At 47.7% G+C, this 22698-nt stretch carries 23 protein-coding genes; 7 read left to right on the top strand and 16 right to left on the bottom strand.

Translation table 11 applies throughout. From position 1 onward, the window contains the following. The first annotated feature begins 84 nt into the window (after positions 1-84). Together nudE and cysQ are read left to right on the top strand one after the other, a co-directional pair. A complete protein-coding gene (gene nudE / locus AK965_RS08330) occupies positions 85-654 on the top strand; it encodes an ADP compounds hydrolase NudE (RefSeq protein WP_099079172.1) in 570 nt (189 codons plus the stop codon). 45 nt (positions 655-699) lie between these two features. Next, complete coding sequence (gene cysQ, locus AK965_RS08325; protein ID WP_099079171.1) at positions 700-1527, top strand: 3'(2'),5'-bisphosphate nucleotidase CysQ; 828 nt, start codon at positions 700-702, stop codon at positions 1525-1527. Positions 1528-1818: 291 nt separating this feature from the next. On the opposite strand, the gene AK965_RS08320 is transcribed toward cysQ, so the two are convergent. The 12 genes from AK965_RS08320 to gspC are packed head-to-tail and all read right to left on the bottom strand — an operon-like array spanning position 1819 to position 13182. Beyond that, positions 1819-2580: a type II secretion system protein N gene (locus AK965_RS08320; protein WP_099079170.1), complete on the bottom strand. Its 762-nt coding sequence runs from the start codon at positions 2578-2580 to the stop codon at positions 1819-1821. Between the two features lies 1 nt (position 2581). Beyond that, complete coding sequence (locus AK965_RS08315) at positions 2582-3073, bottom strand: type II secretion system protein M (protein WP_172438108.1); 492 nt, start codon at positions 3071-3073, stop codon at positions 2582-2584. A gap of 8 nt (positions 3074-3081) precedes the next feature. Continuing rightward, on the bottom strand, positions 3082-4284 hold the full coding sequence (gene gspL, locus AK965_RS08310; RefSeq protein WP_172438107.1) for a type II secretion system protein GspL: 1203 nt from the start codon (positions 4282-4284) through the stop codon (positions 3082-3084). Further along, positions 4253-5263 (bottom strand): type II secretion system minor pseudopilin GspK, encoded by a 1011-nt coding sequence (gene gspK / locus AK965_RS08305; protein WP_099079167.1) that lies wholly within the window; start codon positions 5261-5263, stop codon positions 4253-4255. Before gspK ends, gspL begins: the two co-directional genes overlap by 32 nt. After that, complete coding sequence (gspJ, locus tag AK965_RS08300; RefSeq protein ID WP_099079166.1) at positions 5256-5975, bottom strand: type II secretion system minor pseudopilin GspJ; 720 nt, start codon at positions 5973-5975, stop codon at positions 5256-5258. Before gspJ ends, gspK begins: the two co-directional genes overlap by 8 nt. After that, positions 5962-6357 (bottom strand): type II secretion system minor pseudopilin GspI, encoded by a 396-nt coding sequence (gene gspI / locus AK965_RS08295; protein ID WP_172438106.1) that lies wholly within the window; start codon positions 6355-6357, stop codon positions 5962-5964. Before gspI ends, gspJ begins: the two co-directional genes overlap by 14 nt. Then, the gene (gspH, locus tag AK965_RS08290; RefSeq protein WP_099079165.1) at positions 6338-6943 is read right to left on the bottom strand and encodes a type II secretion system minor pseudopilin GspH; all 606 of its coding nucleotides are present in this window, start codon (positions 6941-6943) and stop codon (positions 6338-6340) included. The genes gspI and gspH overlap by 20 nt, the downstream gene beginning before the upstream one ends. A 31-nt stretch (positions 6944-6974) precedes the next feature. Then, a complete protein-coding gene (gene gspG / locus AK965_RS08285; protein ID WP_099079164.1) occupies positions 6975-7418 on the bottom strand; it encodes a type II secretion system major pseudopilin GspG in 444 nt (147 codons plus the stop codon). 60 nt (positions 7419-7478) lie between these two features. Next, a complete protein-coding gene (gspF, locus tag AK965_RS08280) occupies positions 7479-8696 on the bottom strand; it encodes a type II secretion system inner membrane protein GspF (protein ID WP_099079163.1) in 1218 nt (405 codons plus the stop codon). After that, positions 8696-10198 carry a type II secretion system ATPase GspE gene (gene gspE, locus AK965_RS08275; protein WP_099079162.1) on the bottom strand — a complete coding sequence of 501 codons (1503 nt, stop codon included), beginning with the start codon at positions 10196-10198 and terminating at the stop codon, positions 8696-8698. The genes gspF and gspE overlap by 1 nt, the downstream gene beginning before the upstream one ends. Further along, positions 10198-12222, bottom strand: coding sequence for a type II secretion system secretin GspD (gene gspD / locus AK965_RS08270; protein WP_099079161.1), 2025 nt, complete (start codon positions 12220-12222; stop codon positions 10198-10200). Before gspD ends, gspE begins: the two co-directional genes overlap by 1 nt. 36 nt (positions 12223-12258) lie before the next feature. Further along, positions 12259-13182: a type II secretion system protein GspC gene (gspC, locus tag AK965_RS08265; RefSeq protein ID WP_099079160.1), complete on the bottom strand. Its 924-nt coding sequence runs from the start codon at positions 13180-13182 to the stop codon at positions 12259-12261. Positions 13183-13433: 251 nt separating this feature from the next. On the opposite strand from gspC, the gene hslR reads away from it, so the two are divergent. The 4 genes from hslR (at position 13434) to AK965_RS08245 (ending at position 18951) form a co-directional block, all read left to right on the top strand. Then, positions 13434-13820, top strand: coding sequence for a ribosome-associated heat shock protein Hsp15 (gene hslR, locus AK965_RS08260; protein WP_099079159.1), 387 nt, complete (start codon positions 13434-13436; stop codon positions 13818-13820). A gap of 31 nt (positions 13821-13851) precedes the next feature. After that, a complete protein-coding gene (gene hslO / locus AK965_RS08255; RefSeq protein WP_099079158.1) occupies positions 13852-14727 on the top strand; it encodes an Hsp33 family molecular chaperone HslO in 876 nt (291 codons plus the stop codon). Between the two features lie 335 nt (positions 14728-15062). Beyond that, positions 15063-16691: a phosphoenolpyruvate carboxykinase (ATP) gene (pckA, locus tag AK965_RS08250; RefSeq protein ID WP_099079157.1), complete on the top strand. Its 1629-nt coding sequence runs from the start codon at positions 15063-15065 to the stop codon at positions 16689-16691. A 163-nt stretch (positions 16692-16854) separates the two neighbouring features. Next, the gene (locus AK965_RS08245) at positions 16855-18951 is read left to right on the top strand and encodes an AsmA family protein (RefSeq protein ID WP_099079156.1); all 2097 of its coding nucleotides are present in this window, start codon (positions 16855-16857) and stop codon (positions 18949-18951) included. Here the strand turns inward: AK965_RS08245 and AK965_RS08240 are convergent. The 3 genes from AK965_RS08240 to AK965_RS08230 form a co-directional block, all read right to left on the bottom strand. After that, complete coding sequence (locus AK965_RS08240; protein WP_099079155.1) at positions 18937-19854, bottom strand: bifunctional GNAT family N-acetyltransferase/hotdog fold thioesterase; 918 nt, start codon at positions 19852-19854, stop codon at positions 18937-18939. The two genes, AK965_RS08245 and AK965_RS08240, sit on opposite strands and share 15 nt — an antisense overlap. Positions 19855-19984: 130 nt before the next feature. Next, complete coding sequence (dtd, locus tag AK965_RS08235) at positions 19985-20419, bottom strand: D-aminoacyl-tRNA deacylase (RefSeq protein WP_099079154.1); 435 nt, start codon at positions 20417-20419, stop codon at positions 19985-19987. Then, positions 20391-21335, bottom strand: a complete 945-nt coding sequence (locus tag AK965_RS08230; RefSeq protein WP_099079153.1) for a virulence factor BrkB family protein — start codon at positions 21333-21335, stop codon at positions 20391-20393. Before AK965_RS08230 ends, dtd begins: the two co-directional genes overlap by 29 nt. Positions 21336-21370: 35 nt before the next feature. Between AK965_RS08230 and AK965_RS08225 the strand changes: the two genes are divergently transcribed. Then, positions 21371-22012, top strand: a complete 642-nt coding sequence (locus tag AK965_RS08225) for a DUF2959 domain-containing protein (protein WP_099079152.1) — start codon at positions 21371-21373, stop codon at positions 22010-22012. 51 nt (positions 22013-22063) lie between these two features. On the opposite strand, the gene AK965_RS08220 is transcribed toward AK965_RS08225, so the two are convergent. After that, the gene (locus AK965_RS08220; RefSeq protein ID WP_099079151.1) at positions 22064-22597 is read right to left on the bottom strand and encodes an AAA family ATPase; all 534 of its coding nucleotides are present in this window, start codon (positions 22595-22597) and stop codon (positions 22064-22066) included. Positions 22598-22698 lie beyond the last annotated feature (101 nt).

Below are 22698 nucleotides of genomic sequence, written 5' to 3'. Positions count from 1 at the left end.
TCAAACTAGAAACTCAAGCGTTCTTCTCATATATTAAGAAATCTCATTTCCCTTATTGAGTCAATGCACCAAGGAACCAGCACTATGTCGAAAAGGACCCCACCAGAGATTCTCTCTTGCCAGACGGTCGCAAAATCAAACCTGTTTGTAGTGGAAGCCCTCGACCTTCGCTTCTCCAATGGCGAACACCGTATTTATGAGCGCTTGAAACCAAGCGGACGCGATGCCGTGATGATAGTGCCAGTCACAGAGCAAGGTGATTTGCTGCTGGTACGCGAGTATGCTGCAGGAACGGAACGCTATGAGTTAGGTTTTCCTAAAGGACTCATCGATCCAGGGGAAACACCACAACAAGCGGCCGATCGCGAGCTCAAAGAAGAAATCGGCTTTGGTTCTCGAGACTTAGTCCCTCTAAAACGGGTGATCCTCGCACCATCCTACTTCTCAAGTAAGATGACACTGTTTTTAGGGCAAGCTCTTTATCCAGAGAAACAACAAGGTGACGAGCCAGAATCCTTGGAAATCGTTCGCTGGCCACTGGCGCAAGCTGAAGAGCTATTAGCCCACTTGGATTTTTGTGAAGCACGAAGCATCACAGCGTTAATGTTGGCACTAAAACACTTACAAAACACCACTCACATCCAAAACCAATAACGGTTTTAAAAACCGAGCAATCATTGTGAGAAAGGATCCATACTTATGCCAATGACCAAAGATTTATCTCATCTGCTTCCGCAAGTTATCGAGGTCGCCCGCAGCGCTGGGCAAATGATTTTGGATATCTACGAAAATAAGCAGTTCAAAGCCTACACCAAAAGTGACAAAACCCCAGTCACCAGTGCCGACATTGCTGCGCACAAACTGATCACAGAACGCCTAAGCGAGCTAACCCCTGATATTCCGGTACTTTCTGAAGAAGATGCAGACATCAGCTTAGAACAACGCGCTCAATGGCAGCGCTACTGGCTAGTCGACCCTCTCGATGGCACACAAGAATTCATTGCAGGTAGTGGTGACTTCGCAACCATTATCGCTTTGGTCGACAACAACAAACCGACCATGGGCGTCGTTTATGGCCCTGTCTCAGGTGTTACTTACTACGCCTATAGCGGCAAAGGTGCATGGAAAATTCCTGACATGTCTGAGAGCGTGAAAATTCACACGCACAAGCATGAACAACCAGGGCAAAACATCGCGATTGCCATCAGCCGCCGTCAAGATATCAACCGCATCACCAGCCGCATGAGCAGCGCTTGGAACTACGACTTAATTCCACTCGGTTCAGCAGCACTGAAAGCATGTTTGGTTGCAGAAGGTGCCGTGGATTGCTATCTGCGCTTGGGCCCGACGGGAGAATGGGATACCGCCGCGACTCAGTGTATTGTGGAAGAAGCCGGTGGACGCATTCTAAGCACCCAACTTGAGCCCCTGTCTTACAACGAACGCGAGACGCTGGAGAACCCGAACTTCATCGTTCTTGGGGATGCAGACTTACCTTGGGATGAGATTTTACAACGCAAAGATTAATTGCCAGACTCACCATTCTTTCCATTCATTCAATAAGGTCACGAAGTCTGTTCGTGACCTTCCTTTTTATCGACGGTACAGCGTTAAGCACATTTTTCCTATGGCAACCCAAAGACTTTCATACCTGTACGCCAACCAGATAAGCATTTAAAAATCAATTTTTTAACCAATGCGGCAATGTTGGATAAAAATGACTGTACAGCAAAATTAGATTTTGGCCTATGATGATCCAAAAGCAAAAAGAGCTGCACATTGGCAGCTCTTTGACGATGAGATAGTTTCTAGATGTGATTAAAAACGCCCTTTGTAATCAAACTCGTATTGGCCTTGAGGGTTTGGATTCCCCAACCACTTAAGCTGATCGGCCATGCCAGAAGGAAACTCTGCCCCCGGCTTAAACCATGCTTTGGTTGAGTACTGCTGATTCGGTGTCAGCTCCGCAGAAAATGCGGCCGATACCTGCTTACTTTGCTGCTCGCCTGATGCGGTTAGCACACTGTCTTTACAGTTCAAATCTGCAATGACAGGACCAAGCTCAAGGCTACCTAGCGGGCTTTGAATACCACTCGCACTCCAAACTAACGTACCTTCGCCTGTCTTACACCAAGGCGCGGCGTAAGTCGCATGACGGATATTAAGCTCTAGCTGACCTTCCACACCGACTGGTACCGGAATTCGCGCTTGCTCAACCACTTTGGCAGCAGGGATCGAAGCAACAAGGTTTTCTGCATAAGGACCGCTCGTTAAGCTATAACCCACTAAGCCACGGCCACGCACATCCATATCGCTGCCACGGCCAAAGCGAACCGAAAACTCGGTTTTACCAGCAAACAAGCTCGATAATTGGAAGTCCCAGTTCACTTCTCCAATGTCTTGGTTCTGCCAACGCACGCTCGTTGCACTGCCTTGCCATACTGTGCCTTGTGCACCTTGAATATCCAAGCCTCTCACGGTAGGTGCTTGCTTCAACACCCAAGAGACAGGCAAACCAGCAAGTAAGCTAACTGAGAAAAAGGCAATAAAAATAACAACGTAAAGTACTGCTCGTTTCACCTTAACCTCGCTTAAATTGCAAACGGTTGACATCGATCATACCGGCTTGCTCTGTTCGATCGATATCTAGGAATTCCACTTCAATGCCTTGCTGTTCTTTCAAGTATCGCAGCCAATCTACCATCTGGTTGAACGCTAATGGCTTGATCCAAACTTGAACACTGTCATTTCGTGGTTGCACTCGAATTAATTCAACCTTGTATCGGCGGGCAGAAGAGGACACCACTTGGTTAAGTGGCTGGCTAGAAAAGCTGACACCACCGCTTTTGCGCAGCGTTGTAATGTCATCGGCTTTATCTTGCACCCAGTTCAGCAACTGCTTTTCACTTTGAATGCGAGATTGAACTAACTCAGCACGCTGATTCATTGGTTGCAGAATTCCCCAATAGAGAACGCCCACCACCGCCATCGCGCCGCAACCCATCACTAGACGTTGCTCGCGTTGCGAGATGCTGCTCCACCAAGTTTGAACTGGAGAGATTAAGTTCTTCATCATCAACCTCATAAACGCTTCAACACAAAGCTGCCCATTACCACATCCCCGTTGCGGTTAAGCTGGCCTTGTTCGACATTAAATTTCTCGGCCAACTTCACTCGCGCTTCCTCAAATGGTTGGAAGCCGGAGCTACTCGCTTGAATTCGGACTTCACCTCGTTGGCCATCATATTTGAAGCTGGTGATCTGCAATGCTTTTACCTGACCAAGAGTAGAGGGCAACGCTGCCAACCAAGAGAGCATAGACTCATCACTTGCACCACCGGATAAACGACGCTCTTCATCTGTCATCTGACGTTTCAGATAACTAACGGTTGGAATGCGGCGCTTGTCCGGAAAAACTTGGCGGAAGATACGTTCACTTTCATCTCGGTAAGCTTGAGCTTGCGCCTCGTACTTGTGCACCATCAACAATTGTTGAGCCACCATCACAACCAGTAACACGCCAGCGGCGATCGCCGTGGTTTGCCATACCTTCACGTATTTGCCCCATGAAGATTTTGGCTTAAAGCGACCAGTCAGAAGATTGGTTTTGCTATCTGCCACGCCTTTTGCGAGTAACGCCATGGCCATCTCTTCTGGCTTCGCAACCCAAAGCTCATTGGCGGCTGACTCTGGCAGTGAACTGTAGCACTCCAACTTCCACCCCGGGTTACTTTGCAGATAAGCCGACAGATATAAGTCCAGCCAAGAGGTATCCACCGCGACACCTTGAGTGTGCGTATGACGGATCAACCATTGCTCTCCGATTGATACCGCCGTGCTGCTTTCATTCGCAGCTGGCAGCGCCAATACATCCGGTAAGAGTCGTTTAATCGTAATACCTTGACTGGAAAAGCGCTTCAAAATGGTTTGAATCCATGCCCGTTCAACCGCACATATCTGCGCTTTGTCAGCTTGCTTACCTAATACGGTAAAATGCAAACCTTCGACATCTTGCGCGACGTCGTCTTCAACCAAGTACGGCAACATGCTATCAAACTGACGTGCGGCACCCGGTGGGATATCCACTTCGGTGAGTACCACATCATTACTTGCCAACAACGCCACCACGGGACGCTGCTCAGCATACGCGACCAGTTCATCCAGATGTTCCCATCCGGCGATTTCACCACTGGCAATCACTTCTTGCTGTTGTGTCGACCAAACCAACCATGGAATGGTGCTTTGTTGTTCGCTACTCAGCCGAACGGTCAGAAACTCGCTCACTGATTCCTCCAAAACGACGGCGAACGACTGTCACCGTTTCTCTATTCGTACTTTGCAAAAGACTGCGGATACGTACTCGGGATTCATCCACCAGCACTTGCGCATCCAACTCAAAAAAGGCGCTGTCTACACCCAAATAGCCTTTGGCCTTTTTCTTTACATCATCACTTAAGCCAGCTAATTCTGACTCGGCTAAAAATTCATCAACACTGTCCCAACCATCGAAAGGGCGTTTCTCGATCAACTGCACCGCATCACTGTTGCTCAATCCTGGAGTAAACATCGCCACCAGAATCGGCGCTTGCTCTACCTCAATGGTATTGACATTCAATCGCCAATCATCGCTAGGGAGTGCACAAATTAAAGGCGCCACCTTTTGAAAAATGTCACCCGAAACCTGGTACACCGCGCGAAGCTCACTGGCATCCGCCATCCAAGCATTTGGCGGCAAGTAAGCAGGCTTCATCGCTTCGTAAGTACTGTCTTCTACGCCCGTTGTCGAACGCACGCTATTGTCACTGTCAACGTATTCCCAGGTGGAGTCAGCAATAACTTCCGCTTGATACGGCTCAACATCAGACTCTTCCAACAAACGCTGGAGCACTTGCACTAAATACGGCCGTGTTGTTTGTTCACCTGTCGGTTGGACACTTGCGAGTGCATTCAGATTGAAGCAAGCTTGCTTATCAATAATGCGCCCCGCGGCTTGGCCATAATCAAGCGGATACACTTGATCTTTAATTGCCCAAGGCTGGCTTAAGTTAATGGTATCGCTGTCTTTATAGCTCTGTTCGATACCCACTTCGGCCAACGCTTCGACTCCCAAGCTGTACCAATAGGCTTGCTGGTAATGAATCTGATTTGCGCCGCGCTGAAACTGCAAAAACAAACGCTCAGACATGCTCGCTGCAATCGTGGTCATGATCGCGAGCAGCATCAGGACAATAATGAGCGCAACGCCGCGCTGACGGTTAGCCATTGTTGCCTCCGGATCCGCCATTGGCAGAGTCATTTCCCGAGGCCTCCTCTTGTTCACTTGCGATCAACTTGCCATTGGGCGTCAAATAAGTACGCGTAATTTCACCGTAATCTTTCAACTGCAAGATCACCGAGACGGCTTGGGGTAATTCTTGATTGCTTTCCCACGTTTTTTTCCACGATTTACCATCGTAAAATCGCATATCCAACCCGTCGACCTGAGTCAAAAGTGGGGTAATAACCCCTTCTTGACCAACTGGCGTGTCAGGATAGCGCCACCAGACTCGCTGCAACACATTGTCTTTAATGCGGTAACCCACTTTCGTCACTTCGCCTCGTGGGAATTGCTGTTGTGGGTTGTGCCACCCAACACGCGTAAACATCACCCCTTTCGCGTCCGAATCCAACAGATAATCCGACCAAAAAATCAGTTGATTCGACGGTTCTTCACCGTTGGTGCGCATTTGCCGCATTGCCATCTGACGAAAATCGTTATCCATCATCACCATGGCACGCTGCAGTTCATTCAAACGCTGTGTACGCTCTTGTGATAACACATTACTGCGCTGTACCTGAGACACCACTTGATAGGCTGCAACGCTCAAACTGGCAAAAATCGCAATGGACACCAACACTTCGATCAACGTAAAGCCACGTTGCTGACGCTGTCGATTGGCGCGTTTAGCGGTATGTTGAATTCTACTGAGCCACATAACTTCTCACCGTCACCACTGGACTCGCGTTTTTCTCCGTCGCAACGCTAATATCAAATGCTTTCAGCAATGGCTGCGTAGTGGCAACCGGCGTGACTTTCCAGTACCAAGTGCGCCCTGCTAGCTCTTCGGTACCGTTTTTAGCTTTTAACTTTTCAGTTGCGAGCATCACATTGGCCATTTGGTTATCCACAACCATGGCTGCAAACATTTTTTCTTCTAAATAGCTGACGGTATTGATGTGCTGGCTCACCGAGCGAATGACACTGATCGCCGCCGTGGCAAAAATCGCGAGCGCTACCAACACCTCAAGCAACGTCATGCCTCGTGTTTGTCGGTGCGATGCGCCAATACGATTTGGCTTAGAATGTCGTATTGTCATCGTCTTCCGCTTCTTCTCCTGGTGCGAGTAGTTTTATCTCACCAGTTTCTTTACCAATGATTCGCCAACCGTCATTAAACGTATCACCATCTTCAGGAAAGAAAGAAAGCGTGAATGGCGTAATCTCTGCACTTGAAAAAATGAACACCTGAGGTGGCTTCACTTTTTTCTTCTCTTTGTCCTCTTCCTCAGCAAACATGTCCTCATCAAACAAAGAGCCAGGTTCAAACAACCGTTCGTCTTTATCCCACGCACCGCCACCTAAATCCAATTGCAGTGAAATATCCCCCTCGAGCTTTGTTTCGCTTGGGATCTGCTTTAATTCAAGTGGTTGCCAACCGTCTTGGGTCAAACTGAGCAATGCATAACTAGATTTAACGTCATCAACACGCAGACCGAAATCTTTGCCACTTAGCACCGCTTCTTCATTGAGCAGTTGTAAGCGCTGAAAAAAACTTTGTGCGTACTGTTTAGAAAGGTCTTTTTGACTGGTCGGCAAAGTAGCGATCACCGCAACGGCGGTAAGAGATAACAAAACCAGCACCAATAGAATTTCTATTAATGTAAAACCTTGATGTTTTTGCATTTGCTTCATTAGCGCTGGTTTAAGCTCAATATTATTGGAAATCTTGCATGTTCCAGTTGCCGATATCTGTTGCAGGGCCTTCACCACCCTCTTGGCCATCTGCGCCTAGGGTGAAAATATCAATCGTACCGTTATCGCCAGGACTTAGGTACTGGTACTCGTTACCCCAAGGATCGTTTGGCAAACGCTTAATGTAACCACCATCACGGTAGTTGCGTGGCTCTGGGTTAGACGGTTTGCTTACTAATGCGTCTAGACCTTGGTCTGTCGTTGGGTAAACGCTGTTATCCAACTTGTACATGTCCAATGCGTTTTCCAACGCCACAATGTCTGTGATCGCTTTTTGTTGATCGGCTTTCTCTTTGTTACCAAGTAGGTTTGGCACCACAAAGCTCGCCAGAATACCCAAGATAACGACAACAACCATCACTTCTAAAAGTGTAAAGCCTTGCTGTTTACTACGCTTAAATTTCATTGTTTTCTCCAAAAGTTAGATTCAAGCCATGTCATCAATAGACACGTCTTAACCCGAATTTTATCCGCTCATCAAGTTATTCATTTCCAACATTGGCATCAAGGTCGCCATCACGATGAAAAGCACCAGGCCAGCCATCAATGCAATCAATGCGGGCGTAAAAATACCTAAAGCAATATTAACTGTGGATTCAAAGTTTTGATCTTGGTTATCTGCCGCACGAGTCAACATGCTTTCCAGTTCACCACTTTGTTCACCACTGGCGATCATATGCAGCATCATAGGTGGAAACAGACGAGTCTGATCCAATGCCTTACGCAAGCTCGCCCCTTCTCGTACGTTATCTGCCGCAATGAGTACTTGCTGTTTCACGTAACGGTTCGACATCACGTCCACCGCCACTCTCATGCCTTCAAGAATTGGAATCGCGCTTGATGTACAAATAGACAAGGTACGCGCAAATCGTGCCGTGTTGAGTCCTTTTGAAATTTTGCCGACCAGCGGCAAACTGAGTATTTTTCTATCCCAAGACAAGCGAAAGTTTGGTTTTTGCAATGCGAGTTTGAGGCCGTAAAAAAACACCACCACCACGACAAAGATAATGAAGCCCCACGCTTGAACAAACTCACTGGCTGCCAGCAGAATTTGGGTCGATTGCGGTAATTCTTGTCCCATTTGAATGATAGGTTCGATGATTTTCGGCACCACAGAAGAGAGCAGCAAAGAGACGATGCCCACAGCAAAGACCACCAATACCACTGGGTAAATCATCGCTTGCAGCAATTTAGATCGCATCTTCTGACGGTTTTCTACGTAGTCGGCCAAACGCGCCAAAACCGCATCAAGATGACCCGACTTTTCACCCGCCGCCACCATTGAACGATACAGCTCATCAAACACATGCGGGTAATCACCTAAGCTATCAGCCAGTGGGTAACCTTCGGTGACCTTGGAGCGAACAGCAGCAATCATCGAACGAATACGCGGCTTCTCTGCTTGTTCTGAAACCGCCTTGAGGCACTCTTCAAGCGGCATGCCTGACTGTACTAACGTAGAAAGTTGGCGCGTGATCAGTGCGAGCTCGGCAGTCTTGATGCCACGCTTAAACCCCACCGTCGTTGAAGACTTAGCGGCTTTTGCTTTGGCTTCCATCACCTCTACAGGGATCATTCCCTGCTCTTTTAGGCGTTGGCGCACCTGACGGGCATTATCCCCTTCAATCGTGCCTTTCTTTTGCTTGCCTTTCGCATCCAGCGCTTTGTATTCAAATGCCGCCATTACACTTCCTTGGTTACGCGCATCACTTCCTCAAGAGAAGTAATACCAAGACGTACCTTACTCAGTCCATCGCTGCGAATACTTGGCGTGTGCGCACGTACCGCTTTTTCAATTTCTTGTTCACCCGCTTCGCGATGGATAAGTTCTTGCACTTTCTCATCCATCATCAGTAGCTCGTGAATACCAGTACGGCCACGATAGCCTTTATGGTTACACGCTTCACAGCCATTGGCACGATGCAGAACCAGAGACTCATGCTCTGCCATGCCAAACAATTTCTTCTGTTCTTTGTCCGCTTCGTAAGGCTCTTTACAGTCTCGACAAAGCGTACGAACTAAGCGTTGCGCAAGTACGCCAAGTAGCGAAGATGAAATGAGGAAAGGTTCAATACCCATATCACGCAGACGCGTAACCGCACCAATCGCGGTATTGGTGTGCAGGGTCGACATCACTAAGTGACCCGTCAACGAGGCTTGAACGGCAATCTGCGCCGTTTCCAAGTCACGGATCTCACCCACCATCACCACGTCCGGGTCCTGACGTAAAATCGCACGCAAACCACGGGCGAAAGTCATGTCCACTTTTGGATTGACCTGTGTCTGACCAATACCATCGATATCAAATTCGATCGGGTCTTCAACCGTCAGAATGTTACGTTCGTTGCTGTTAATCTCTTGCAAGCCCGCATACAAGGTGGTTGATTTACCAGAACCGGTTGGGCCGGTCACCAAAATGATGCCGTGAGGGCGCTGAATCAGGTGAGCAAAGCTGCTATGCACCGATGGCGTCATACCTAGGCTATGCAAATCAAGCCGAGTGGCATTTTTGTCTAATAGACGCATTACCACACGCTCGCCGTGTGAAGAAGGCATGGTCGAGACACGCACGTCAACGGCACGCCCACCAATACGTAGTGAGATACGACCATCTTGAGGCACGCGCTTTTCTGCGATATCCAGTTTCGCCATGACTTTCACACGGGAGACCAGCAACGGTGCCAGCTTACGGCTTGGGGTTAAGACTTCACGTAGAACACCATCGACACGGAAACGAATAGAAAGGGTTTTCTCAAATGTCTCGATATGGATATCCGACGCCCCTTCTTTGATCGCTTCACCCAACATGGCGTTGATCAATTTGATGATTGGCGCGTCATCTTCAGACTCTAACAAGTCCTCATCATGTGGCAGCTCTTCCGCCAGAGAGAAGAAGTCATCGCTATCCGCACCAATGTCCTCCATCAACTGACGTGCTTCAGAAGAGTCGCGTTGATACGCTTCTGTCAGCTTTTTATCAAATGCCTCTTTGTCGATAGGCTGAGGTATAAAGCTTTGTTTGAGTACGCGGCGCACTTCAACCAGAGCCGCTGGATTAAGCGGCTCAACGTAATACAACATTGGAGGGCGCTCAGGGTACTCCGTCTCCAATACCAGTTTAAAGCGATTGGCAAAACTGAATGGCAGACGACGCAAGCTTGGCGCTGTGTCTAACATATCCACCATTACTTCACTTCCATTTGGTCGATGAATACTTGAATTTCTGCTGGGTGCTTACGTTCGTGACCAAACTCTGGAAGCACTGGAATATGGTCATCCGCCATTAGCTTCAAACCTTGGTCTGCTTTATAGAGCTGCTCTGCACGAATAAAGTTGTACTTACGTTGCGTAATGCCATCGGCCGTCACGCCATCGCGAATAATCGTTGGCTTAATGAACACCATCAAATTTTTCTTTTCTACCTGAGTGCTGGTCGATTTGAACAAATGGCCAAGCACGGGAATGTCACCAAGCAGTGGCACTTTCGATTCGCTTTCTAACGCACGCTCATCAATCAAGCCGCCAAGTACCAGCATTTGGCCGTCTTGCACCATGACGGAGGTATTCAATTGACGTTTAGCAAAGCGCACATCAACAGCGCCGTTGGCACCGAGAACGTTGGAGACTTCTTGCTCAATGTTCAACTGCACGGAATCACCTTCGTTGATCTGAGGGACCACTTTCAGCTTGATGCCCACTTCTTTACGATCAACGGTTTGGAATGGGTTATCGTTATTTGAGCCCGCCGTAGAGCCCGTAATCACAGGGACTTCTTCACCGACGATAAAGGATGCTTCACCGTTGTCCATCACGGTAATGCTTGGTGAAGACAAAATATTGGAATTTGAATCAGACGCCACCGCACTGATCAGCGCCGTCCAGTCACCCATAACGATGCTCATTGCCGCGCCATTAACACCGCCGAGTGCAGCGGCGAGTGTCGAGTAATCCCCATCTTCAGTGTATTCACGGGTTTCCCACTGATTGTTTTCACTATCCCAGAAACTTTCTGTTTTAGTGATGTCTTTCGCTTCTTCCAGACCAACCATAACTTGGCCGATCGGTGCGCCAGTGTTGCCATATTGAATCACCGCGCCTGTCTCTAGCGAACCCCACTGCACGCCCAAGTTCACGCCGTCGCCTTCAGCCATCTCGACAATCAGTGCCTCAATCAATACCTGCGCGCGGCGAATGTCTAATTGAGCAATCACGTCTTGCAAGGCCATCATGATATCTGGCGGCGCCGTTAATACGAGTGAATTGGTCGCTTCGTGAGCCGCAATCACGACTTCACCGCGTTGCGTACTCGATGCACCATTTTGACCTGCTTGCTTCTCTGCTTGCAGGTTGTCAGAAACGCCTTTAAGCACGTCAACCAAGTCTTCTGCTTTGGCATACTTGAGGTAAACCACTCGGTTATTGCCTTTGGTCGCCATTTCTACATCAAGTTGACGAATCAAACGTTTCAGGCGAGCACGTACTTTCGGATCACCAGAAATCAACAGCGAGTTAGTACGCTCATCAGCCACAATTTTTGGCTCGAGGAATTCAGGTGTGCTTTTCTGATTGGTGGTTTTATTCAAGGCATCAACGATACGTACCATTTCCGCAGCAGAAGCATTACGTAACTCCACCAGTTCCACTTCTTTGTCGCCAGCTTGATCTACACGCTTGATGATCTCTGCTAAACGGTTGACCACCGCAGCGCGACCTGTGATCAAAATGATGTTGGCTGGATCGTAGTGCACCACGTTACCCGCGCCAGCATTATCAATAAGCTGACGCAGCAAAGGAGATAACTCACGCACCGAAACGTTACGCACCGCCACAACGCGAGTGATGACGCTATCACCCGGTTCCGCGTTACTGCTCACCACAGGAATCGCCGACGTTTTTGCATCTTTGGCTTTGATGACCTTGAGAATACCATCTTCCATTTCAACCACGGCGTAACCGTACACTTCGAGTACATTAAGGAAAAAGCTGTAGTACTGCTTTTCATTTAATACGTCATAGCTGCGTACGTCGATTTTTCCGCGTACTGAGGGGTCAACAATAATGGTCTTTTCTAAGTTACGACCAACAATGTTGATGAATTCTTGAATATCCGTGCCTTTAAAGCTGGCACTGTATTCGTTCGCCATCGCACTTGGTGCGCAGAGAAGAGTCCCTGCCAATAACCAAGCACTTTTGCTAAACCAATGTTTCACGTATGTCTCCCTGAACTTACGCAGATTGCCTAAGTATTACAATTGGATATAGATGTCGTACTGCTGGCCATCACGCTCAACAGTCAAATTCAGCTCTTGCGGATCGTTCATCACCTGCATCAGTTGTACTGAAGATGACGGATCACTTAAATCGATCCCATTTAATTGCACCGCAATATCACCCGCTTTTAGACCGACATCATTAAACAGCGCCGGATCACGACCTGGTGAGACGCGATAGCCGACAATTCCCCCCTCTTTTTTCACTGGGGAAATGTTGATGTACTTAAATACGCTCTGCGGATCTTGTGCGATTTCCGCTCGAATTTGATCTAACTTATCACCCACGGTTGACGAGACAGCTGACTTCGTTGCTTGTGGTCGGGTCGCCTGAGGTGTTTCAGACAACTTCTTGTATTCAATACCCTGCAACATCAGAGTTTCATCACGGCCTTGATTATCAATGATCACACGATCCACCAATACCGCTTTTAATTTCGCTCGTGTCCCTTCGATCTCTTCACCAATGCCGTAAGTCGCTTGTTTACCACGATTCGCGATAACGGCCAGGCTCGTGTTGGCATTGGAACTTGCCACTGCCCCAACCAAAGTAAGGTTTAACCGAGTTTTCGGCGCATCTTTCACCACGGGCTGCTCAATGACGACCGGCTTTTGCTCCGTGTATTGACCGAATAAATTGGCGCTTTGGAGGGCATTAAAGTCGATGACATCACGCTGGTTGTTCAATGAGACGTCGCTGACTGACGGTTTCCATTGAGCCACATCCGCCGTTTGAGGCATGACTAACCACACCACTTTACCGAGAATCCACCCAGTAATGGCAATAAATAGGCAAGTTAAAAACAAACTGAGTTTTGCTTGAATAGCACGATGATTGGACTTGATCTGAGCCAGTAGCGGGCTACTTGATAATCCTGCACTTAGCTCTAAACGCTTCACTGAACTCATTCCTTTATTCTAACGTCAGCCGTCCTTGTTATAGGCGAAAACGACTCTACGTTGCTAAATTTGCAATAAAATTACTACTCAACAAAGAGCGCCAAACTATATCACAACTTAAATTTTGTACCTTTTTTCTTATTGAGTTTTTGCCAACTCCCTTGAAAAAAAACCGCCTTAACACCATCTATAGGTGAATAATCCACCAGTCATTGCACCATTCGTGCAGTGATTAGATAGTGTAGAGTTCTATGAGTTCCGAAAATGAAGCCGTAAGGCTAGATAAATGGCTTTGGGCAGCCCGATTCTATAAAACCCGCTCTATCGCTCGTAATATGGTCGATGGTGGCAAAGTCCACTATAATGGCCAACGAAGCAAACCGAGTAAAATCGTAGAGCTGGGTGCAGAGATCCGCCTTCGTCAGGGTAACGAAGAGAAAACCGTGGTTATCGAGAAAATCTCCGACCGACGTATGGGTGCACCTGTCGCACAAACGCTCTATCGCGAAACTGAAGCAAGCATCAGTCAACGTGAAGAGATGGCGACGCAACGTAAACTGAACGCCCATAACCCAAGTCCCGAGCGCCGCCCAGATAAAAAGCAGCGTCGTGACATCATCAAGTTCAAACACCAATAGAAGCCGGAATTACCCACGAGGAAAGCACTCCATGGCAAATAATGTTTTAAACCGCTACCTGTTCGAAGACCTTTCAGTGCGTGGCGAGTTGGTACAATTGGATGAAGCATACCAACGTATTATCTCCAGCAAGGAATATCCGGCAGCATTGCAAAAGCTGTTGGGTGAGCTACTCGTTTCAACCACACTTTTGACGGCAACTTTGAAATTCGAAGGCTCAATCACCATCCAACTGCAAGGTGATGGTCCGGTGTCTCTCGCGGTTATCAATGGTGACCATGACCAGAAAATCCGTGGCGTTGCACGCTGGGAAGGCAACATTGCTGATGACGCTAGCCTGCATGACATGATGGGCAAAGGCTACCTAGTGATCACTATCGAGCCGAAGAAAGGTGAGCGCTACCAAGGTGTCGTAGGCCTAGAAGGTGACACGCTAGCAGAAGTGATCGAAGGTTACTTCGCAAACTCAGAGCAGCTAAAAACGCGTCTATGGATCCGCACTGGCGAGCATGAAGGTAAAGCACACGCGGCGGGTATGATGATTCAAACCATGCCAGATGGTACAGGCACACCTGAAGATTTCGAGCACTTAGAGCAACTAACCGACACGGTAAAAAATGAAGAGTTGTTCACGCTAGAAGCCAATGAGCTGCTATACCGACTGTACAACCAAGACAAAGTTCGCCTGTACGAGCCGCAACCAGTGGAGTTCCATTGCGGTTGCTCACGCGAACGCAGTGGCGCAGCCATCATCACGGTAGAAAAGTCTGAAATTTATGACATTTTGGCCGAAGAAGGATCAGTTTCTTTACATTGTGATTACTGCGGCACGTCATATTCATTTGACGAATCTGAGATCACCGAGCTATATGTACAAGCTCAGCCAAAGAGCAAAACGCTACATTAATTTTCATAGCTTACCAAGCTTGTAATTTACCTATCAAAAGGCCAGCGCTATGCTGGCCTTTTTGTGACCCAACCCCCGTAACATCTAGCTTTGCATGTAATAAAGCAACCTCTTAATTTTAAAAGATTAATAATCACTTTGCTCTGGCGCAATGGATTGTGCACACGATAAACTACTCAAACCAATATGTGACGGGACACCTAAATCCACATGTAAATAGTGGGTATTTTTTGACCTATATCCCTGTTTTCTCCCCGCCCCGTTGCTAGCATGTGAGTAGATAAATTTAAAAACAATATTACAAAATCCCTACAAAATCCTAATAAGGAGCACCTATGACCGTTATGGAACATACAAAGGCTGCAACACTTGATCTAACCAAGCATGGACTGCATAACGTCAAAGAGGTTATTCGTAACCCGAGCTATGAAATGCTGTTCGAGGAAGAAACCCGTCCTGACCTGGAAGGTTATGAACGTGGTGTGGTGACAGAACTCGGTGCGGTAGCCGTAGATACCGGCATCTTTACTGGTCGCTCACCAAAAGATAAGTACATCGTTAAAGACGAAACCACTGAAGAGCACATGTGGTGGACTTCCGATGCAGTGAAAAACGACAACAAACCAATCAACAAAGCAGTATGGAATGACCTAAAAGCGCTCGTGACCAACCAGCTTTCTGGTAAGCGCCTATTTGTGATTGACGGTTATTGTGGTGCAAACCCAGACACTCGCCTGAGCATTCGAGTGATCACTGAAGTCGCATGGCAAGCGCACTTCGTAAAAAACATGTTCATCCGTCCAACAGAAGAAGAGTTGGCAACGTTTGAACCAGACTTCGTGGTAATGAACGGTGCGAAATGCACTAACGAGAAGTGGGAAGACCACGGTCTTAACTCTGAAAACTTCACGGTATTCAACCTAACAGAGCGCATGCAACTGATCGGCGGTACTTGGTACGGCGGCGAGATGAAGAAAGGCATGTTCGCGATGATGAACTACTTCCTGCCGCTAAAAGACATCGCATCTATGCACTGTAGTGCCAACATGGGTGAAGAAGGCGACGTAGCGATTTTCTTCGGTCTATCTGGTACAGGTAAAACTACCCTATCGACCGATCCTAAACGTGCACTGATTGGTGATGATGAGCACGGCTGGGATGATGACGGCGTGTTCAACTTCGAAGGCGGCTGTTACGCGAAGACCATCAAACTATCGAAAGAAGCGGAACCAGATATCTACAACGCCATCCGTCGCGATGCGCTGCTAGAGAACGTGACGGTTCGCAATGATGGTTCTATCGACTTTGATGACGGTTCTAAGACAGAGAACACTCGCGTGTCTTACCCATTGCATCACATCGACAACATCGTGAAGCCAGTATCGAAAGGCGGTCATGCAAACAAAGTGATCTTCCTATCGGCAGACGCATTTGGCGTACTTCCTCCCGTGTCTAAACTAACACCTGAGCAAACTAAGTACCACTTCCTATCAGGCTTTACGGCCAAACTAGCAGGTACAGAGCGTGGTATTACAGAGCCAACACCAACCTTCTCTGCCTGTTTCGGCGCAGCGTTCCTAACGCTACACCCAACTAAGTACGCAGAAGTACTGGTGAAACGCATGGAAGCGGCAGGTGCAGAAGCTTACCTGGTGAACACGGGCTGGAATGGTAGTGGCAAACGTATCTCTATCCAAGATACACGCGGCATCATTGATGCCATCCTTGATGGTTCAATTGAAAACGCACAAACGAAGCACATTCCAATCTTCAACCTAGAAGTGCCAACTTCACTACCAGGTGTGGATCCAAGCATCCTTGATCCTCGTGATACCTACGTTGACCCACTACAGTGGGAAAGCAAAGCGAAAGATTTAGCAGAGCGTTTCATCAATAACTTTGATAAATACACTGACAACGCAGAAGGTAAGTCATTGGTGACTGCTGGTCCTCAACTCGACTAAACCACGATCTACGTCTTCGTGACTTAGCTACAAAAACCATCGTCAAGCCCCTATTTTGAGGGGCTTTTTATTGAATCCCACCCAAGATTGATACAAGCTTAAGCCTATCTAAGTAAGTCAACGACTCGCGACTTACTCCACATTACGTACAGGCTTTAGTCGGATGAAAACAGCAGGTCGGATTCTACTTTTTATACTCATACTCGCCATTGCAATTCCAGCGGCCTTTGTAACCATGCTGACCACCTCCTATTCTCGCCAAACATGGCATCTGATTTCGGATCTGGTCGACCTACCACTGCAAGCAGATAACGTTCAGTACGAGTTCCCATACCATCTCACCCTCAACAGAATTGCGTTCAAGCAAGAAAGCCTGCCGTTCATTGATCAAGTGGATATATGGCTTAACCCAGACATTCGTCGAGATGGACAATGGATTTTCGATAGTTTGCTGATCGATGGTCTAGATCTTCAGCAAGGGATGCCAACTCTGCCAAACCTAGCCACGGTTTACTTCCACCAAATTGCCTTGAAGAACCTCGACTACGCCGATGATGCATTCAGCATCAATGGGGTGAACATACAAATCCAGGAACCGACTTGGTCAAGCGACACTCAGCAAATACCATATGGAGAGATCCAACTTTCTGCCGAACAATGGTATTGGAATGGAGAAGCGTTTAATAAGCTCCTACTGGACGTAGACTACAGAGCGCAAGACAGCACGCTCTATGGTGCATCGTTTAACTGGCGCGGCAGCGAAGTTTCAGGCCAAGGCGAGCAATACCCACAAGGTTGGTCACTGGTGAATGTGACCGTAGATAAGCTGAATATCAACAACCTACAACTGCAATCCTTGCTCGCTAAGCCTTGGCAAGAACTGCCAATTACGATCACTCATATCAATAGTCTCGATCTGCTCAATGCCGATATCGAGTACGGTGATTGGCACTGGAAAAACCTAGAATTGTCACTAGAAAATGCCACTCTGCCGCTCTCACTATGGAATACAACCGCTCAACTTTCTCTGCAAGCAGACAGCGTGCATTTTCAACAACAAACTGCGGTAGAACCTAGACTGAATGCCCAACTCAAACCGGGCGAGATCCGGCTGCAAGAACTGAGCTTAGATTGGCAGCAAGGCGCAGTACGAGTATCAGGCCACTTCGAGCCACACCATTGGCAAATCAGCAACGCTACCATCAGTGGCTTGAAGTGGGCAATTCAACCCGAAGATAAGACCGATTGGTGGCAAACCGCCACAAAAAAACTCCAACAAGTCGATATTAAGCAATTAGAGATTGAACGCAGCCAAGTCATCCAATTATCTAAACAACCTTACTGGCAGCTTTCTGGTTTGAATTTGGAAGGCGACCAACTTGAAGTGAAACATCGCCACGGACACTGGGGGATGTGGCATGGAAAACTCGATGCCAGCGTCGTCAATGCCAGCTATGGCCAAGTACTGTCCTCTCATGCGGCGCTTTCAATGCAAAGTGACAACGGTCAGTGGCAGCTCACTCGCTTATTTGCACCGCTTGAACAAGGCTATATTGAAGGCTTTGGCCAAGTAGAATTAAGCCCCCCTAGCCAACCGTGGACGCTCAATCTCAATGCCGATGGCATCCCATTGCAACTATTCCACCCATATTTGCCAAAGGCACTGGCACTGAATGGTTTCTCCGACCTGAGCCTAGATTTGCAAGGCTTGGTTGGCGATCGCAATATGCTTGCCTATAGCTTAACGGGCCATGTTGAGGCCAACTTGCGTGACACCACCTTGAAATCACAAGCTGACCATTCACTCAAAGCCGTCATATTGAGCCCACTTCGTTTAGATGCTCAGCGTGGCGAGGTCTCCATCCAGCCTATTGCCCTCTCTGGCAAAAGCATAACTGGCAAAATATCGGGCGAGTTTGATATGGCAAATAATCCACTGAGTGGCATTGTATATACGCTAAATGACGTATGCGGGGCCATCAGAGGTGACGTACTCAGTAAAGAAGTGGAGATAAACGAATGTGTAAGTAGCCCCAAGCAACAGAAGGAAGTGGCGCAAGTTCAAGCGGAAGCGGTCCAAATGACAAGTGAACCCGCAAAGCACAATGCCTTCGATAAACCGACTATAGAGGAACCGAGAGAGGAGTTCCCCGAAGAAATTATCGAAGAAAATGAGCCAGCTAAGCCCTCTATTTCCGAAGATCAATCTGCCTCAGGTGACAAAGATAACGCAACAGAACAAACACTAACAGCGGAGTAATTTCGAGTAGTTAGGCAGTAGCATGTAAGTGCCAACAAAATCGACGGCTGGCACATCCCCACTGTAAATCACCACATGAATAACAATGCGAGCTTTACGCCCAGATGCTAAGCGATCCAAATCACCACTGATACCATCAAGTGACGTGCTAGCGACGGGATTTTGCTCCACTGGGTGACGATATCGAATCGAACTGTCGGCTAAAACGATATCGCCATGTAAACCACGTTCTTTCATCAACAGCCATGTCATCCCCCAGCCAGTCAATGTCGCTAAGGTGAAAGCAGATCCCGCAAATAAGGTGTTATGCGGATTCAAATTTGGATTGAGCTGCGCACTGCACTCAAACTGATAGCCTGTATACTGATTGATTTTGATGCCCATTTTGTCACTAATTGGGATCTGCTCTTCCCAACGTTGTTGCAACTCCATACACCAATCAGGACGACGCAATACCTCCGCCATTGGATCGAGCGGCTTCACCATTTGCTGGTGACGAACTGGACCTCGTTCATCGGTCAGTTCACCTCGACGTTCAAAGCCACTCTTTTCATAGAAAGCGATCGCGTCTTCGCGCGCATTACACACCAGGCGCTTTGCTCCCTCCTGACGGGCCAAAGATTCTAATGCCACCAACACCAAGGAGCCCACCCCCTTACTACGACGATTGTTTTTCACTGCCATATAACGGATCTGACCATCGTTATCTGGGGTGATGTACAAACGCCCAATCGCCATCGGGCGGCCACGACCATCGACAATCATCCGGTGGTGGCTCATCGCATCAAATTCATCGCGCTCCGAACCGACCGGCATCTGCCAAGGCTCTCGCAGCATCTGCCAACGAAACTGATAGTACTTATTAAGCTGATTTTCTGTTTTTGGCGTTATAAGTTTGAACATATCAATCCTTGAAAGTACAAATCAAATGAAAGTCTTATGGAAAAATACCCAAGCAAATTCAATACACTTGGGCTTAAAGCTTAGACCATGATGTTATGGTTGCTAGGGCACATTGGTTTTTCGAGTGCAATTAAACCTGCAGCCAAAACGTCACTGGGCCATCATTTACCAGGGACACCTTCATATCAGCCGCAAATCGGCCTCGCTGCGTTGGCAACTCTTGCTCACACAGATCAGAAAAATAGTCATACAGACGTTCTGCATCGGCAGGGTGTGCACCACGAGAGAACCCCGCGCGAGTGCCTTTTTTGGTGTCCGCTGGTAACGTAAACTGCGACACCACCAAAACCTTACCGCTCACTTGCTTGACGTTCAGGTTCATTTTTCCTTCATCGTCTTCAAACACACGGTAAGTAGTTACACGCTCCATCAAACGTTTTGCTTTTGCTTCATCATCATCCTTCTCGACACCAAGTAGGACAAGTAGGCCTTGGTCGATCGCACCGACTACCTCACCATCGACTCGAACGGCCGCTTCACTGACTCGTTGGATTAGCGCTATCACGACTCTCGCTTCCTTCATTTGTTAATTGAGATTCAGCGGTCGAGTGTATCATTTCTAAGTTATCACTCCAGTGCTCTCTTTCACCAAGTGCAGCCGTGACTTCTGCGCCAATCAGTACAATCAACCAGCACAAATACACCCAAACAAATAGGATCGGAATGGCCGCTAATGCACCGTAAATGAGCTGATAAGATGGGAATTGAGTAATGTAAAAAGCAAACCCCTTCTTACTCAACTCAAACAATAACGCCGCAATGGCCGCCCCAACGGTACCATGGGACAGGTATACTTTCTTATTCGGAACAAGTAAGTACAGGCCCATAAAAGCAAAGAAAGACAACAGAAATGGTAGCCAACGCAAGAACACGTTATAGGCTCCTGTAAGCGTTTCATTGTCGATAATTTTTAACGATGTCACATACGACGTCGCCGCAATACTGGCCCCCACCAAAATAGGCCCTAACGTAAGCACCATCCAGTACATTGAGAATGAAAAAACTGGTCGACGCTTATCTTTTACTCGCCAGATATAGTTTAAGTTCTTATCAATATTGGAGATCAGCATTAACGCCGCGACAAACAAAAACGCACCGCCAACCGCCGTCATCTTACCGGTATTCGCGACAAACTCTTGTAGCGCCGTTCTTACTGCGTCTCCTGATGCAGGGACAAAGTTGTCGATGATATAGCCTTGAAGCACATCACCAACGTTTTCAAATACCGGGAATTGAGACAGTATCGATAACAGAACGGTCAACATCGGTACAATAGACAACAGAGTGATATAAGCAAGATAGCCGGCATTCACATTCACGCGATCATGTGTCATGCGCTTAAGCAAATATTTAACAAATGCGACGCTCCCCGGCACGAGCTTGATCAATCTCACCTTGTAACTCTCTGATAACTGGTTCATAGTTCATCTCATAAATTAGCGTCGAGGACATAAGAATGCCTTATTTATTAGCAATTGTACTATCAATTTTCACTTTGACAGGATGTCAGTCCGCTTATTACTCAGCGATGGAGCAAGTGGGCTATCACAAGCGAGAAATCATGGTCGACCGGGTTGAAGATGCCAAAGAGTCACAACAAGATGCACAGGAAGAGTTTACCAGCGCGCTTGAAGCACTTTCCGCTCTTACCAACTTCGATGGTGGTGAGCTAGAATCGGTCTACAACAATATTAATGATAAGTACGAAGACAGCGAGAAAGCAGCACAAGACGTGCGCGATCGTATTGCGGCAATTGAAGATGTCTCTGATGCTCTGTTTGATGAATGGCAAGATGAATTAGAGCTGTACACCAACGCAAAGCTGCGCCGTTCGAGCGAGCAAAAGCTGCGTGAAACCAAATCGTCTTACAAAAGCATGCTAAGTGCAATGAAACGTGCTGAGCAAAAAATGACGCCAGTATTGAACACGCTGCGCGACAATACCCTTTACCTAAAACATAACCTCAACGCCAGCGCTATCGGCTCTCTAAAGGGGGAGTTTTCTAGCTTAGAGAAAGACATTCAGTACGCGATCAAACAGATGAACGCGGCGATTGCTGAGTCAGACAAGTTCCTGCAAAAGCTCAACCAAAAATAAGCAGACTATATCTAACTACCCCCTCCTCCTCGTGAGGAGGGGTTCATTTTCTTATCGCCCAAGCAACCCACTAGCACGCCGAATAAAAGCGACTCTGTCTTCTACCGTTCCCCATGGCACATCGACCACTTGGTAACCCTGTCTAGCATAAGTATCGACTAACGTCTGATGAATCTGCAGTGCTTCCTCAAAACGGTGTGGACGAACCTCATCCTGCACATAAATAGCCGCTTCAGGTCGGCAGGCAAATACCAGGTGATGGTAGCCTATCCCCTCAACAGCAAAGGCTCTCTCCACACTACAACCGCCGATTTTCAAGTAAGCGGCGATATCTGGGATCGCGCGATCAACAAAAGCAATCTCATGGCACAAAGCCTGATGTTTTTGCTTCCTCATCAATGCAAGACATAACTTAGCGAACGCCGGCAAATTCGTCCAAGGGAGCACTCCATTAGGAATACGACTTTGCTCGGCAATTAACCGACGAGACGCTTCTTCAAAAGTGGCATAACCAAATTCAGACAGAGCCTTAACAAGTGTGGTTTTTCCGGCTCCCGGTCCGCCAGTAATGATGATGGGTTTCACTCATGACCTCATTGCTCATCGATCTAAGATCTCTCACCGATTCTGTCGTCATACGGAATCGGTGAGAATCAGGCAATAAAAAACCCTAAGTCGCAGTGCGG

Origin of the sequence: Vibrio sp. PID17_43 (assembly GCF_002608565.1) — a bacterium.
Lineage (GTDB): Bacteria > Pseudomonadota > Gammaproteobacteria > Enterobacterales > Vibrionaceae > Vibrio.
This window is presented reverse-complemented; position numbering and strand designations above follow the sequence as displayed.